This is a genomic window from Arthrobacter sp. 147(2020) (assembly GCF_013116715.1).
Classification (GTDB): domain Bacteria; phylum Actinomycetota; class Actinomycetes; order Actinomycetales; family Micrococcaceae; genus Arthrobacter_D.
This window is the reverse complement of record NZ_JABFOM010000001.1, coordinates 91,694-105,053: the sequence shown is the minus strand read 5'-3', so window position 1 is coordinate 105,053 and position 13,360 is coordinate 91,694. Positions and strand designations below refer to the sequence as shown.

Sequence of the window (13,360 nt, the reverse complement as noted above, 5' to 3'; positions counted from 1 at the left end):
CACTGTGTCAATTACCCTCCAGTCCTGAACGACCAGGCCGTTGCCTGCAACGGAATCCCCGAAGCATCCCGGATCGCGTTGGAGAGGCGAACCGTGTAGCTGGTGTTAGCTGCCAGGGTGGCATTTGGGTTGAGTGTGGCAGTCCGGGTGGTGGCGTTGTAAGTGACTACCGCTGACATTGTTGCCCCGGCCGGGTTGGTCACCCAGACGCTGGTGGCGCTCACTCCGGTGACGGGCTTGCTGAAGGTGGCGCTCACATTGCCGGTTCTGCTGACACCGGTCGCGTTCACTCCTGGGGTCCGTCCGGTGATGGCGGGAGCGGCTTCGGTGGTGAAAGCCCAACTGGTGGTGGGGATCGCGGTTCCCTGCAGGTCCCGGATGCCGTTGGTCAGCTGCACCGTGTAACGAGTGTTCACTGCCAGGTTGGCGTTCGGGTTCAGTGTTGCTGTGCGGGTGGTCGCGTTGTAGCTGACTACCGCTGCCACCGCAGCGCCGGCCGGGTTAACCAACCGGACGGTAGCGGCGCTGACCCCGTTGACGGGCTTGCTGAAGGTGGCCGTGACATTCGAGCTGATCAGCACGTTCGTCGCGTTCACCCCCGGGGCCCGTCCGGTGATTGCTGGAGCGGCTTCGGTGGTAAAGGCCCAACTGGTGGTTGGGATTGCGGTTCCCTGCAGATTCCTGATGCCGTTGGTCAGCTGCACCGTGTAACGGGTGTTCACTGCCAGGTTGGCGTTCGGGTTCAGTGTTGCTGTGCGGGTGGTCGCGTTGTAGCTGACTACCGCTGCCACCGCAGCGCCGGTCGGATTAACCAACCGAACCGTGGTGGTACTGACTCCGGTGACGGGCTGGCTGAAGGTGGCTGTGACATTGCCGTTGATCAGCACGTTCGTCGCGTTCACCCCTGGGGTCCGTCCGGTCACCGTCGGGGCAGTCCCGATGGTGGTGAAGGTCCAGGTGGTTGCCGGTAGTGCATTCCCCGCTGCATCCCTGATAGTTGCTGCCAGGTTCACCCGGTATTGGGTGCCATTGGCCAGGTTTGCGTTGGGGTTCAGCGTCGCTGTCCTGGTGGAGGCGTCGTAGGTCACGACAGCCGGGATTGGGGCGCCAGCGGCTGTAGCCAGAGTGACCGACGTGCTGTTGACGCCACTGACAGCCTCGCTGAAGGTCGCCGTGATGTTGCCCGCAACTGCGGCAGTGGTGGCTCCCTCCGCCGGGGTGCGCCCCGTCACAGTGGGTGCTGACGTTTCGGTCAGGTCGACCGTGGCGTCAGTGAATCGCAATTGTTCAACATTGGTGATGCGGTCGGTGCCGTCTGCGCCGGTACCGCCGGTATGGGCCACCGTGGTGACGCCGTTCTCAGTGCTGATGGCATACTCGGCACGCGCCCCTGAGAAGTTGGCGGTATCCACATCTGTGGCCCCTGGTGTGGAAAGAATTTCCCGGACAATAGCTACCTTGCCTGGGTCGATGGTTCCCGCCATGATGTCCGCCTGGAGATTTTTCAAGGTGCTTTCGGTCCGGGTTTCAGTGGCCGGATCATTCACATCAGTACGGACACTGAGCCTCACATTGAGCCACCTGTCCCCATCAATGATGTCATCTGCGCCATTGCCCCAGATCTGGTCACTCCCCGATCCGCCGATGATGATGTTTCCTTCCCCGAACGTGGTGGCATTTGCCGGCAGCAGTTCAGCAAGACCTCTGATCCGTCCAATACCTTCCTCGGTGAGAACGTTGCTCGCCCCGGGCACTGCTACCTCTTCGTCCGGTTCTGAAGGGATATCATCGTTGCCGCGCAGGACATCGTTCTTATCCCAGCCGGACAGCCCTTCAACCAGCAGGAAGCGGTCCCGAAGAGCGTTGGGGCCTTCCACGATGACCATGCGCATGTCGGAATCCGCGGCTTCTCCGGACCGAGCGTGGGTCACCCAGTCGAAGCCGTAGAGGCCGTGGTTGCGCTCGATACCCGGGCCGCCGACCATGACATCGTCGCCGCCCTCTGAATCGTAGTCATCCTCGCCGCTGTCCCCAATGAGTACATCGTGGCCCGGGTCGTTGAGATCGTCGAAGAAGGGAGCGCCACTGTCGCCTTGCAGGAGATCGTTGGCGTTGCCGCCTTCCATCCAGTCATTTCCTCCCCCGCCGAAGACAGCGTCCGGTCCGTCACCGGAGAGGATAAGGTCATTTCCTTCCGCCGCGAAGGTTTCGTTTCCGTTGAGGCCGCCGTTGGAAAAGTCATCACCTGTACCGGACATGATGATGTCCAGGCCCGGGCCGGCGTCGATCGCGTCGTTGCCGGGTCCGCCCTTGAGCACGTCGTCCCCGTGGGAGTCAGTGATGATGTCGTTGCCTTCGCCGCCGAGGACAGTGTCAGCACCATCGTTGCCTTCAACGATGTCATCACCGTCGTTTCCCCAGACGGTGTCATTGTCAATACCGCCCCAGATCCTGTCGCGGGCGGGTGTGCCGTTGAAGGTGGACTGGGCGTTGAGCCCTGGGCGGTCCACGGTATTAGTCAGCCGGTAACGGATGGTGCCATCAGCCATCCGCAGGAGCAGCGCTGACTCGTTGCAGGCTGAGGTAGGATCGTCAGCCACATTGTTGCCGGTGGTCGGCACAATGTTCTCCAGTTCGAACTCGCAGTCGGCTACTCCGAACACGTCAGCTTTCAGGGCTTTTGCATCGGTGTTGCGCATGATCAACTCCGCCAGTGAGTTCCCTTCAAGCTGGGTGCGAAGATTCAGGCCCGAAGTGCGGGACAGGTAGTACAACCGGTCACCGTCCTGCAGGTCAGTCATTTGACGTTCGAAAATGTAGTTGAAGGTCGATCCAAGCAAACCTCCGAAGAGGTTCTGTGATTCGGCGAGGCCGCCTACCCACAGGTCGACGCCGTCGACACCCGTCGTGGAGTTGCCGTTGACAGGCGTCCAATCGGCTCCCGTGCTGTTGACAAAATCGTACGCGTCGGCCGGTGTGTCAGTGTTGGCAGGATTCATGTCAAACAGGAGCTGAGCGGCAGCGCGCTTGCCAGCGATCGTCGTGGCGTTTCGGATGGTCTCATGCGTGCCGTAGGCAGCCATGAAGTTGACCACCGAATCTGGGTGCTTCAGTCCCTGCCCGAAGTCCACCCAGCTGGTGTACGGTTTCAGGGAGGATTCGCCGGTTGTCCGGTACAGTTCCTTGCGGAAGTTATTCAGCGATGGAATGCCGGTTTCCCGTCCGCGGGCGATGTTGAGGGTAGCCAAGTCGAGTGGCAGACCCAGAACGTTGTTGCGCAGGGTGTCAGTGACAAATTCGTCCAGCTCTGCACCCACCTGGTCGGTCATGCCCATGGCAATGACGCCAGCGGCCTTCTCCGGAGTGAGCGTCCCTTCGGTGCTCTCGTAGTAGGCTGGCGGGTTGAGGAAAGCCTCAAGCAGGGGCAGACCAAGATCGGATCCCGTGTTGGTCTTCCGGTCGACCGTGTCAGTCAACATTGAGTGGCCGAAACGGTAGGTTGCATGGGCAAACTCGGCCATGATCGCCGGGTTGATTCCTGTGTCGGACTGCGTGAAGACGTTGAAGGGGTTGATGCCAGGCTGGATCTTCCGGGCAAAATCTTCAAACACGATGTGCTGGTATTCCATTTCCGTCACGTACCTGGCCGCCTGGAAGATGCGTTCACCGTTCCATTGACCCGAGGGCAACTTCCACTCATTCAGGTCCAGGTTCAGGGACGTCAGCAGGTCCTTCATGTAACCGGTGAGCCTATTGTGCTCGGAGTGGAAGATCTGGTGAATAGCGGTGAGGCCAATGTTCTCGTTCACGCGGCCGTCTCCAGCAACAAAGTGGGTGTCAAGCATTTCGTTGTCGTAGGTCCCCGCTGGCTGGCGGGAGGTGGGTTCCGCAATCTCGGTATCCGTGTCCGCCGTAAGTGCCGCGCCGGTCTGGGAATTGAAGGGATTGCCGTTGTGGGCGATGTCGTCGAGGAACGCGATGCCGACGCGCTGCACATTGGCGGGAGGGGCTACCGGGGTTTCCAGGTTTCCTTCAGTCAGGCTGAGATCCTGGTTGATGAACTGGGGCAGGCCGTTGGGTCCCCGGAGGAAGCGCCCATACTGGTCAGTGGCCAGCATCGGAAGGTCGGCGACGTCGGCGTCGGAGAGCAACAGTCCGAGCTTCGAGGATGCCTGTGCTTTGAGGTCCTTCCAGGTGGCCATCCCTCCTGGTACACCTTCGATCAGCTCGCCGGTGGAAACCGGCTTTCCGTCGGCATTCATCTCGTATTCCCGCAGGAAGACCTGGTGGGAGGAATGTGAGCCGTAGGTCTGGCTCTGATCCACCCACGGCGAGTCAGTGTTGGTGCCATCCTGGACGTCGTCGGCGGTGCCAAGTCTTCCGTCCGGGCCGGGCTGGTTCTCCGCTCGGTTCAGGATCATGAACGGTGCATTCCGTGCTGAGCCATCCATTATCAGCGGGTCATCCTGGGCCAGCGGAACCATCACATAGTTCTTGGTCTTCTTGGTGAAATCGACCCCGTGATCAAAGAACTGGCCAAATAAGGCAAACATTCCGTTGTAGGGGGGTGACAATCCGAAGTCCGTGGTGACGTTGGGAATGTCAAGGGTTTCGCCGGCGGGCACGCAACCGGCCGGCAAACCGTTAGCATCACACGGCACTGCCGTAGCGGCGTTATTGACTGTCCGGTGTGCCTGGCCGGCCGCAGCGATGGCGGCAGGGTTGGTGGACGTCTGATCCACAATGACGTTGCTGATGAACCTCGGTTCGGCGTCCGTTACATTGGTGTTCACCGACTTGTACGTCTGACCGGCTGCGGTGGTCCGCCATTGTGGCGTGGCCAACCGCGGGAACGGAAGGCCACTGGCGCCGAATTCCGTGCGCTCTGACACCAGATTGTTTTCTGATCCGTCCACTGTCCGCAGCCCGTAGGGCAGCAGGGCGTTGGCGATCTGGTTGGGGCCGGAACCGAGCAACGGCTGACCTGGAACTGGGTTGCCTTGGGCGTCCTCCTTGGTCGCGTGATTTTCCGCAATCTTGATCTGCTTGAGAATGAAGCGCATGTCGCCGGCGTTGAGCGTAAGCCCTTGACCGACCGGTGCGGCTTGCGCGGCGGGTGCAACAACAACCGGCAATGCACCACCCGCCAGGAGAACAGTGATCATTCCGGCAGTGAGGCGCCGTCTGAATGTGGGATGAGCGCGGGCATCACTCTGCGCCCTGAACTGCCGCTTGCGAAAAATGGGATTAGTACGCATGGTGATCTCCCTGTTTGCTGGTGTTAGCTGGGCACAGAGTCCCTCTTTCACCTTGGGAATATCTTTAACCAGCGCCGGCACCATCGGCGAAGTCCCACCACACATGAAAAAACTACCCTGAGGCAAAGGGTTTCCGTTGACAATCAGCGGGCCTGGGCCTCAGGGCAGTTTCTGTAGGAGTATTGCGGCGTTTTTGAAGCGCTAGGCGGTAACCTGGCGCTTCGAGGAGATCACGCCGGTGTTGAAGCCGGCGAGGTTCAGCCCGCCGTGGAACCGTGCGTGCTCGATCTTGATACACCGGTCCATCACGACGTTCAGGCCAGCCTCCTCGGCGTCACGGGCGACCCCCTCATGCCAGGAGCCGAGCTGCAACCAGAGGGTCTTCGCTCCGACAGCCTTTGCTTCCTCAAGGACACCCGGCAGGTCGTCGTGCTTGCGGAACACGTCGACAATGTCGGGCACCTCCGGCAGATCCGCTAATGACGCGTAGACGGGCTGTCCCAAGATCTCCTTCGCCACCGGGTTCACGAAGTACAGCCGGTACGGCGACGACGACTGCAGGTAGGTCGCCACGAAGTAGGACGCTCGGGACGGCTTGTCCGACGCCCCGACGATGGCCACCGACTTGGCGTTGCGCAGCAGCGAGAGCCGCTCAGGGGCGGACGGGCCCTCCCAGGTGCGTGCCGTTTCCAGGTCAGCGCTCACGCCTTCACTCCTTCAACATTGGGGTTCAACTGGTCCTCAAGCTTCGGTGCCGTGGCAAGGTCCAGGGCCTGATCAAGGTCCCACAGGATGTCCTCCAGGTCCTCCAGCCCCACCGAGATGCGCACCAGGTCTTCAGGGATTCCGGCGGTGACCAGCTGCTCGGCGGAAAGCTGCTGATGCGTCGTCGACCCCGGGTGGATGACTAGTGTCCTGGCGTCCCCCACGTTCGCCAGGTGCGAGGCCAGCTGCAGCGACTCGATGAAGGTCTGCCCGGCAGTCCTGCCGCCCTTCACCCCGAAGCTGAACACCGAGCCGGGGCCCTGTGGAAGATACTTCGCCGCCCGCTCGAAGTGGCGGTGGGAGGGCAGTCCGGCGTAGTTCACGTACTCCACCCGCGGATCGTTCTCCAGCCACTCGGCGACCGCCTGCGCGTTCGAGAGGTGCTCGTCCATCCGCTGGGCCAGTGTCTCCACGCCCTGTAGCAGCTGGAAGGCGGACATGGGGGACAGGGACGGGCCGATGTCCCGGAGCTGCTCCGTGCGCAGCTTCGTCAGGAACCCGTACTCCCCGAAGTTCGCCCACCACTGGATGTTCCCGTAGGAGGGAACCGGTTCGGTCATGGTGGGGAACCTGCCATTGCCCCAGTTGAAGGTACCGGCCTCGACGATGACGCCGCCCAGGGTGGTCCCATGCCCGCCGATGAACTTCGTCGCCGAGTGGATCACAATGTCAGCGCCGTGTTCGATCGGGCGAATCAGGTAGGGAGTGCTCAGGGTGGAGTCGATGATCAGCGGCACTCCGGCGTCGTGGGCAATCTTCGCCAGGCCCTGGATGTCGGCCACTTCGCCCGACGGGTTGGCAATCACTTCGGCGTAGACCGCTTTCGTGTTGTCCTGGATGGCTGCCGCGTAGTCGGCGGGATCAGTGCCGGGGACGAAGGTGGTGTCGATACCGAACCGGCGCAGGGTCACGTCGAGTTGGGTGACCGTGCCCCCGTACAGCTGAGAAGCGGCGACGATATGGTCGCCCGCCTGGCACAGGGCGGCGAAGGTGATGAATTCAGCGCTCATGCCCGACGCCGTCGCGACCGCCCCGATGCCTCCCTCCAGGGACGCGATCCGCTCCTCGAAGGCGGCGACCGTGGGGTTACCGATCCGGGAGTAAATGTTGCCGTACTTTTGCAGCGCAAAGAGGTTGGCGGCGTCGGCCGTGTCCTTGAACACGAAGGAAGTCGTCTGGTAGATGGGGACGGCCCGGGCACCATGGGCCGAGTCGGGGGTGCCTCCAGCATGGAGGGCACGGGTACGGAATCCGAAGCTGCGGTCAGCCATTAGACACCTGCCTTAATATTCTCGGGAGTGACGTCGTCGATGATGAAATCCAGGCCCTCTTTACGGGCGAGGTCCGCCTCAAGCTCGCGGACAATGGGGAGGATGTCTTTGCCGAAGGCTTCGACCTCCTCCTGGAAGTGGAGGTAACAGGTCAGCATCAGGTTCACGCCGATCTTCTTGTACTCGACGATCCGCTCGGCAACCTGCTCGGGGGTGCCGATCAGCTGGGTCTTGAAACCGTCGTTGTACTGGATCAGGTCCTCGAAGGAGGAATCCGCCCACATGCCCTTACCGTCCTTGGTGGAGGCTCCGGCTTCCTGGACGGCGTCGCGGAACCCCTCGACCGCGGGCTTGTGCGCCTTGGCCACAATCTCCCGGAGGGTCTCGCGGGCTTCCTTCTCGGTGTCGCGGGCAATCACGAACCCGTTCAGCCCGAACCGTGGGTGCCGCCCAGCATCGGCCGCGGAGGCCTGCACACCGGCGATGTTCTCCTTGAATCCTTCAAGGTCCTTGCCGTTGGAAAAGTACCAGTCGGCCACCCGGCCAGCGGTGGCCTGCGCGGCAGTGGAGTTCCCGCCGAAGAAGACCTCCGGATGCGGCCGTCCGGGAACGTCAACCGGTGGCGGGTTGAGGGTGAAATCGGTGATGTTGTAGTACTTTCCGGACTGGGAAAAGTTCTGCTCGGTCCAGAGGCCGCGGAGGATCCTGATGAACTCCTCGGTGCGGACGTACCTTTCGTCGTGCTCCAGCCAGGGGAGCCCGAAGCCGGTGAACTCGCTTTTCAACCAGCCCGACACAATGTTCACGGCCGCCCGGCCATTGGAAATGTGGTCAGCGGTGATGATGAACTTCGCGAGGACGCCGGGCTGCCACATGCCGGGGTGGACAGCGGCGATTACCTTCAGCTTCTCGGTCGCACCGAGCAGGGCCAGCGAGAACGACGTCGCCTCGTGCTGCTTGTCTGCCCCGTAGCTCGCAGCGTACCGGGTCTGCGAGAGGGCGTACTCGAAGCCGGCGTTCTCCGCGATGCGGGCCAGCTTCTTGTTGTACTCGAAGTCCCAGCTGGTGCGCTGCTCAATGGTGGAGACCACCAGGCCACCGCTCACATTGGGAACCCAGTACGCAAACTTCAGGGGTTGGGAAAGGTCAATAGCCATATTGGTCCTCCATCGTGCCTGGCATTAGCACCCTAATGTCACTGCCGTAGGCAGTGGCCAGGGTTGCTGCGGTGTCAATGAGCCAGATCTCTCAACCGCTCGGGATGGTCTCCACCAGTGTGACAGCACCATCACGGTGGACCAACATTGTTGCTCTCCGTTGCAGCGTTTGGCGGAATGCGGCTCTCACAGTTGGCGGCGCACGCCCGCCTCCCGGGCAATCCCTTCGACCTGCTCACCCATGTCGTCGGCCAGCGGTTTGGTGCCCGATCCGCGGCGGAGCAGCGGGAGGTGGAACGGCCCGCCGGCCTCCTCCGTCTCGAAGCCAATTGCCGCGTAGATCGCCAACGCGCCGAGGGCGAAACCAAAGATTCCGGCGGCGGTTTCCCAGCCGTCCGAGCCGGTCAGGTGCGCGACGCCGGTGATGGCGAACCGGAGGGCTGAACCAGCCAGCACCGCTGCGGCCACCAGTTTGCCCTTCGCGCCCAGGATCGGCGCCAGCATGGCCAGCGCCGCGGTAATCAGGAGTACCCCCAGCGCGGAAAGCGATGCGCCGTCCGGGGTGACAAGCATCGCCACCGCGATCAGCGCCCAGGTACCGGCGACCATGGCCATGCCCGTCCCGGCGATCGGATCGCGTGCACCGAAGCCGATCACCGAGGAAAACAGCTGCAGCGGCACCGTGAGCACCAGGATCCCCAGCGCAATAATCTGTTCCTCCCGGGCCGGGACGATCCCCAACTGGAGTGCGCTGACTCCGATGGTCGCCACTGCCAGCCCCATGAACGCCAGGGGGAGGGGCGTTCCGGTGGGCCGGAGCACGATCCGGGTTATTGCCAGCCGGTCCTCGCGCCGCTTCTGTTCATCCTGGTCAACGCTCATGGTCTTAACCCGATCACAGGCGCGGTATCACCGCCAAACGCTGGACCCGCCCGGTGGGATGTGTTGCTCACCTGTCCGGGCGGGCGGCGAGGACCGCCGCAATCCCGGGCACGCACCCCTCGTTCTGCAGCGACGTGGTGTCACCGAGTGCAGTGTTTTCGAACAGCTGGGTCAGGAGCCGCCGCATGATCTTGCCGGACCGGGTCTTGGGGACATCATCGACGACGACGACGGCGGCCGGTTTCGCGATCGGTCCGATCACGGCTGCTACGTGGTCCCGCAGCACCCGGCCCACGTCCTCCCCGGCAGCGGGATTTGTGCCCGCCGAGGGGGACAGGACCACGAACGCGGCGATGGCGTGTCCGGTCCGCGGGTCGGATACCGGGCAGACTCCTGCCTCGACCACCCACGGGTGGGCCACCAGGGCCGATTCAATCTCGATAGTCGACAGCCGGTGACCGGACACATTGAGCACGTCATCCACCCGCCCGAGGATCCAGGTGTCGCCGTCGTCGTCGTACCTCGCGCCGTCTCCGGCGAGGAACCAGCCCTGCGCAGCGAACTTCCGCCAGTAGGAGTCGAGGTAGCGCTGCGGGTCACCCCACACGGTCCGGGCCATCGCCGGGCCGGTGCGGTCCACCACGATCAGGCCCTGCTCACCGACGGGCACGGGGTGGCCGGCGTCGTCGACAATCCTGGTGCTGACTCCAGGGAGGGCGCGAGAGGCGCACCCCGGTTTGAACGAAGCGTCGGTCGGACGCGGGGAGAGGATGGTGGCGCCGGTCTCGGACTGCCACCAGGTGTCCACGACTGGTGCGGTGCCCGCTCCGAGGTGTTCCCTGAACCAGCGCCACGCTTCGGGGTTGGTGGCTTCGCCGACCGTGCCGAGCAACCGGATCGAGGACAGGTCGTAGCTGGCTGGGGCGCCGTCCGGGAACCAGCCCATCAGGGACCGGATCAGTGTGGGTGCCGTGTAGTAGCTGGTCACGCCGTAACGTTCGATGATCTCGAAGTGCCGGCCCGGGTGTGGAGTGTTGGGAGTGCCCTCGAAGATCACCTGGGTGGCGCCGTTGGAGAGTGGTCCGTAAATCTCATAGGTGTGGGCGGTGACCCAGGCCAGGTCGGCGGTGCACCAGTGGACATCACGCTCCCGCAACTCGGGGTCGGGATGGCTGAACAGGTACTCGAAACTCCAGGACGCCTGGGTGAGGTAGCCGCCGGACGTGTGGACCAGGCCCTTGGGCTTTCCTGTGGTCCCGGAGGTGTACATGATGAACAGGGGTGTCTCGGCGTCGAACGCCTCAGGGGTGTGCTCCGGGGAGGCGGAGTCGACGACGTCGTGCCACCACACGTCGCGCCCCTCGGTCCACTCGACGTCGTCGCCGGTGCGGCGGATCACCAGGACATGTTCGATGGTGTCTGATCCGGCCACGGCTTGGTCGGCGTTGGCCTTCACGGGTACAGCAACCCCGCGACGGTACTGCCCGTCGGTGGTCACCAGGAGCTTGGCGCCGGTGTCCTCGACCCGGAACCGGAGCGCCTCGGCCGAAAAGCCGCCGAACACCAGCGAGTGGACCGCCCCGATCCGGGCGCACGCCAGGGTGATCACCACAGTTTCCACGAGAACCGGGAGATAGATCACCACCCGGTCGCCCTTGCCTATCCCCAGCGCGAGCAACGCGTTGGCGGCCCGCGACACCTCGTCCTGCAGGTCCGCGTAGGTGACGGTGCGCCGGTCGCCGGGTTCGCCCTCGAAGTGCAGGGCAACTTTGGCCCCCAATCCGGCTCTGACGTGCCGGTCCACACAGTTGTGGGCCACATTCAGGCGGCCACCGGCGAACCATTCGATCACCGGGACTGTCAGTTCGACGTCGTCACCGTCATCGTTCCCACCGGCATTACGCCCGGGAACCGGGCGGGCCGGAGCGAAGCTGTGCACGGTCGACCATTCGGTGGCCCAGTCGAGCCGGCGTGCCTGCCGGTCCCAGAAGTTCAGATGCTCTGCCTCGGTGAGCGGGTCGGCGTCCTGCAGGCTTACGCCCATCGTCGTACCGCCCACTTCTCGGCGATCCCCAGCAGGGCGTCGGTGGTCTTGCCGATGATGGCCAACAGGATGATGGCCAGGAAGATTCTGTCCACCCGTCCATTGTTCTGTGAATCGCTGAGCAGATAGCCGAGCCCCAGGGAAGAGGCAATCAGTTCCGCGGCGACCAGAAACAGCCACGCCTGGGCGAGGCCCAGACGCAGGCCCGAGAAGACGGCGGGGATCACGGCCGGGAGCTGCACAGTGGTCAGCAGCTTGAAGCCGCTGAGCCCGAACGCCCGGCCAGCTTCGACCAGGTTCCGGTCCACGTGGCGTAGCGCAATGTAGACGGTGGTGAACACGGGGAAGAAGGCGCCGATGAGGATCAGGGTGATCTTGGAATCTTCACCAATTTTCATCCACAGGATCAGCAGGGGCACCCAGGCCAGCGACGGGACGGCACGCAACGCCCCGATGGTCGGGGCCAACAGGGCGTCGGCGATCCGGGACAACCCCACCAGTGAACCAATCACCAGGCCCAGGGCCGCACCGAAGGTGAAGCCCAGCAGTACCCGCTGTGTGGAAATCCCGATGTGCGTCCACAATTCACCACGTTGGATCAGTTCCACGGCGGCGTTGAAGACCGCCGCGGGTGGCGGGACCTGCACGGAGCTGAACAGGCCGGTGACCGAGTTCAGCTGCCAGACGGTGATGATCAGTGCCGGCAGGATCAGCCCGAGGAGCAGACGCACCCAGCCACGCCGCAGCGGGCCGGTCTGGGACCATCCATGTGCCGGCCCACCCCGTTCGGGCGGCGGCTGGGTGGCGTCTGCCGTTGTCACGGTGGAGCCTGAGGCCTCTAAACCGGCCTTGCTCACTGCCGTAACACTGTTCCCGGTCACGTACGGGTTCCCCTGATGGGTCATGAGGAGGCCTCAATCGCCGCGGGGTCCGCATTGCGCACCAGGGAGTCATCAAAGAGGGTGTCCAGCGCTTCATCGACCTGTTCCTGGCTGGAGACGTCACCGGATTCGACGAATACCGGCCCGATCTTCTCCAGCACGGCGCGCTGTGCGTCCCCCGGGGCGGGGTCGACGCTCAGGTTGGTGCGGTCGATGATGACGGCGTTGGCGATCTCGACGTCGATCCCCGCCACTTCGGCGAGGATTTCCGCCGTCTCTTCGGGGTTCTCGATAGCCCATTCGCGGGCTTTCTCGTAGGCATTCACTACGGTCTGGGCCAGTTCGGGGGACTCCTCAAGGAACTCCTCCGTGGCGTTGAGGAACCCGTAGGTGTTGAAGTCGATGTCCCTGAAGAAGAGGGTGGCGCCGTCCTGCTCGGCGGACGCCATGATCGGGTCGAGTCCGGACCACGCATCGACCGATCCGTTGGCCAGCGCGGCGCGGCCATCGGCGTGCTGCAGGTTCTGCACCGTCACCTCGGAGGGATCTACCCCGCCAGCCTCGAGCGCCTGCAACAGGAAGAAGTACGGGTCCGTTCCCTTGGTGGCGGCGATCGACTTGCCGCGCAGGTCGCTGATTTCCTCGATACCCGAATCCGCGTTGGTGACCAGGGCGGCCCATTCCGGCTGGGAGTAGATGTCGATCGTCTTGATCGGTGAGCCGTTGGAGCGGGCGAGCAGAGCGGCCGATCCGGCGGTGGACCCGACGTCGATCGCCCCGGCACGCAGCGCCTCATTGGCCTTATTGGACCCGGCGGACTGGATCCAGTTGACGGTGACGTTCTCCTCCGCCAGCTCATCCTCCAGCCAGCCCTGTTCCTTGATGACCAGCGACAGAGGGTTGTAGGTGGCGAAGTCGATGTTCAGCTCGCCGCCCGCCGGACCGGCGGTTCCGACGGCGTCCTCACCAGCCATGCACCCGGTCAGGGCGAAGGAGGCGACGACGGCGAGGGAGGCTGCGCCCAGTGCGCTGCGGCGGGGGAGGTGAGATGGCTGGCGGTTCATGGTGGTCCTTTGGTGAGACAAGTCCTGGGGGACGGGGT

8 protein-coding genes and 1 riboswitch are annotated in these 13,360 nt (G+C 63.5%); all 8 genes read right to left on the bottom strand.

The features are described 5' to 3' along the window. Positions 1-11: 11 nt before the first annotated feature. Positions 12-5,165: an Ig-like domain-containing protein gene (locus HMI58_RS00470; protein WP_225667808.1), complete on the bottom strand. Its 5,154-nt coding sequence runs from the start codon at positions 5,163-5,165 to the stop codon at positions 12-14. Between the two features lie 294 nt (positions 5,166-5,459). Then, the gene (locus HMI58_RS00465; protein WP_171586242.1) at positions 5,460-5,963 is read right to left on the bottom strand and encodes a CoA-binding protein; all 504 of its coding nucleotides are present in this window, start codon (positions 5,961-5,963) and stop codon (positions 5,460-5,462) included. Continuing rightward, positions 5,960-7,294 (bottom strand): O-acetylhomoserine aminocarboxypropyltransferase/cysteine synthase family protein, encoded by a 1,335-nt coding sequence (locus HMI58_RS00460; RefSeq protein WP_171586241.1) that lies wholly within the window; start codon positions 7,292-7,294, stop codon positions 5,960-5,962. The genes HMI58_RS00465 and HMI58_RS00460 overlap by 4 nt, the downstream gene beginning before the upstream one ends. Further along, on the bottom strand, positions 7,294-8,451 hold the full coding sequence (gene sfnG, locus HMI58_RS00455; protein ID WP_171586240.1) for a dimethylsulfone monooxygenase SfnG: 1,158 nt from the start codon (positions 8,449-8,451) through the stop codon (positions 7,294-7,296). Before sfnG ends, HMI58_RS00460 begins: the two co-directional genes overlap by 1 nt. 6 nt (positions 8,452-8,457) lie before the next feature. After that, a riboswitch (SAM riboswitch) is annotated at positions 8,458-8,562 on the bottom strand. Positions 8,563-8,637: 75 nt separating this feature from the next. Beyond that, the gene (locus tag HMI58_RS00450; RefSeq protein ID WP_171617780.1) at positions 8,638-9,333 is read right to left on the bottom strand and encodes a hypothetical protein; all 696 of its coding nucleotides are present in this window, start codon (positions 9,331-9,333) and stop codon (positions 8,638-8,640) included. A gap of 67 nt (positions 9,334-9,400) precedes the next feature. Continuing rightward, positions 9,401-11,377: an acetate--CoA ligase gene (gene acs, locus HMI58_RS00445; RefSeq protein ID WP_171617988.1), complete on the bottom strand. Its 1,977-nt coding sequence runs from the start codon at positions 11,375-11,377 to the stop codon at positions 9,401-9,403. Further along, positions 11,368-12,282, bottom strand: coding sequence for an ABC transporter permease (locus HMI58_RS00440; protein ID WP_171617779.1), 915 nt, complete (start codon positions 12,280-12,282; stop codon positions 11,368-11,370). Before HMI58_RS00440 ends, acs begins: the two co-directional genes overlap by 10 nt. After that, the gene (locus HMI58_RS00435; protein WP_171586236.1) at positions 12,279-13,322 is read right to left on the bottom strand and encodes an aliphatic sulfonate ABC transporter substrate-binding protein; all 1,044 of its coding nucleotides are present in this window, start codon (positions 13,320-13,322) and stop codon (positions 12,279-12,281) included. The genes HMI58_RS00440 and HMI58_RS00435 overlap by 4 nt, the downstream gene beginning before the upstream one ends. Between the last annotated feature and the right edge of the window lie 38 nt (positions 13,323-13,360).

What these genes read in the sequence shown, in the direction of transcription:
- HMI58_RS00470 (WP_225667808.1), bottom strand. Translation starts at nt 5,165, where the DNA reads ATGATCACTGTTCTCCTGGCGGGTGGTGCATTGCCGGTTGTTGTTGCA.
- HMI58_RS00435 (WP_171586236.1), bottom strand. Translation starts at nt 13,322, where the DNA reads ATGAACCGCCAGCCATCTCACCTCCCCCGCCGCAGCGCACTGGGCGCA.
- sfnG (WP_171586240.1), bottom strand. Translation starts at nt 8,451, where the DNA reads ATGGCTATTGACCTTTCCCAACCCCTGAAGTTTGCGTACTGGGTTCCC.
- HMI58_RS00450 (WP_171617780.1), bottom strand. Translation starts at nt 9,333, where the DNA reads ATGAGCGTTGACCAGGATGAACAGAAGCGGCGCGAGGACCGGCTGGCA.
- HMI58_RS00440 (WP_171617779.1), bottom strand. Translation starts at nt 12,282, where the DNA reads ATGACCCATCAGGGGAACCCGTACGTGACCGGGAACAGTGTTACGGCA.
- acs (WP_171617988.1), bottom strand. Translation starts at nt 11,377, where the DNA reads ATGGGCGTAAGCCTGCAGGACGCCGACCCGCTCACCGAGGCAGAGCAT.
- HMI58_RS00460 (WP_171586241.1), bottom strand. Translation starts at nt 7,294, where the DNA reads ATGGCTGACCGCAGCTTCGGATTCCGTACCCGTGCCCTCCATGCTGGA.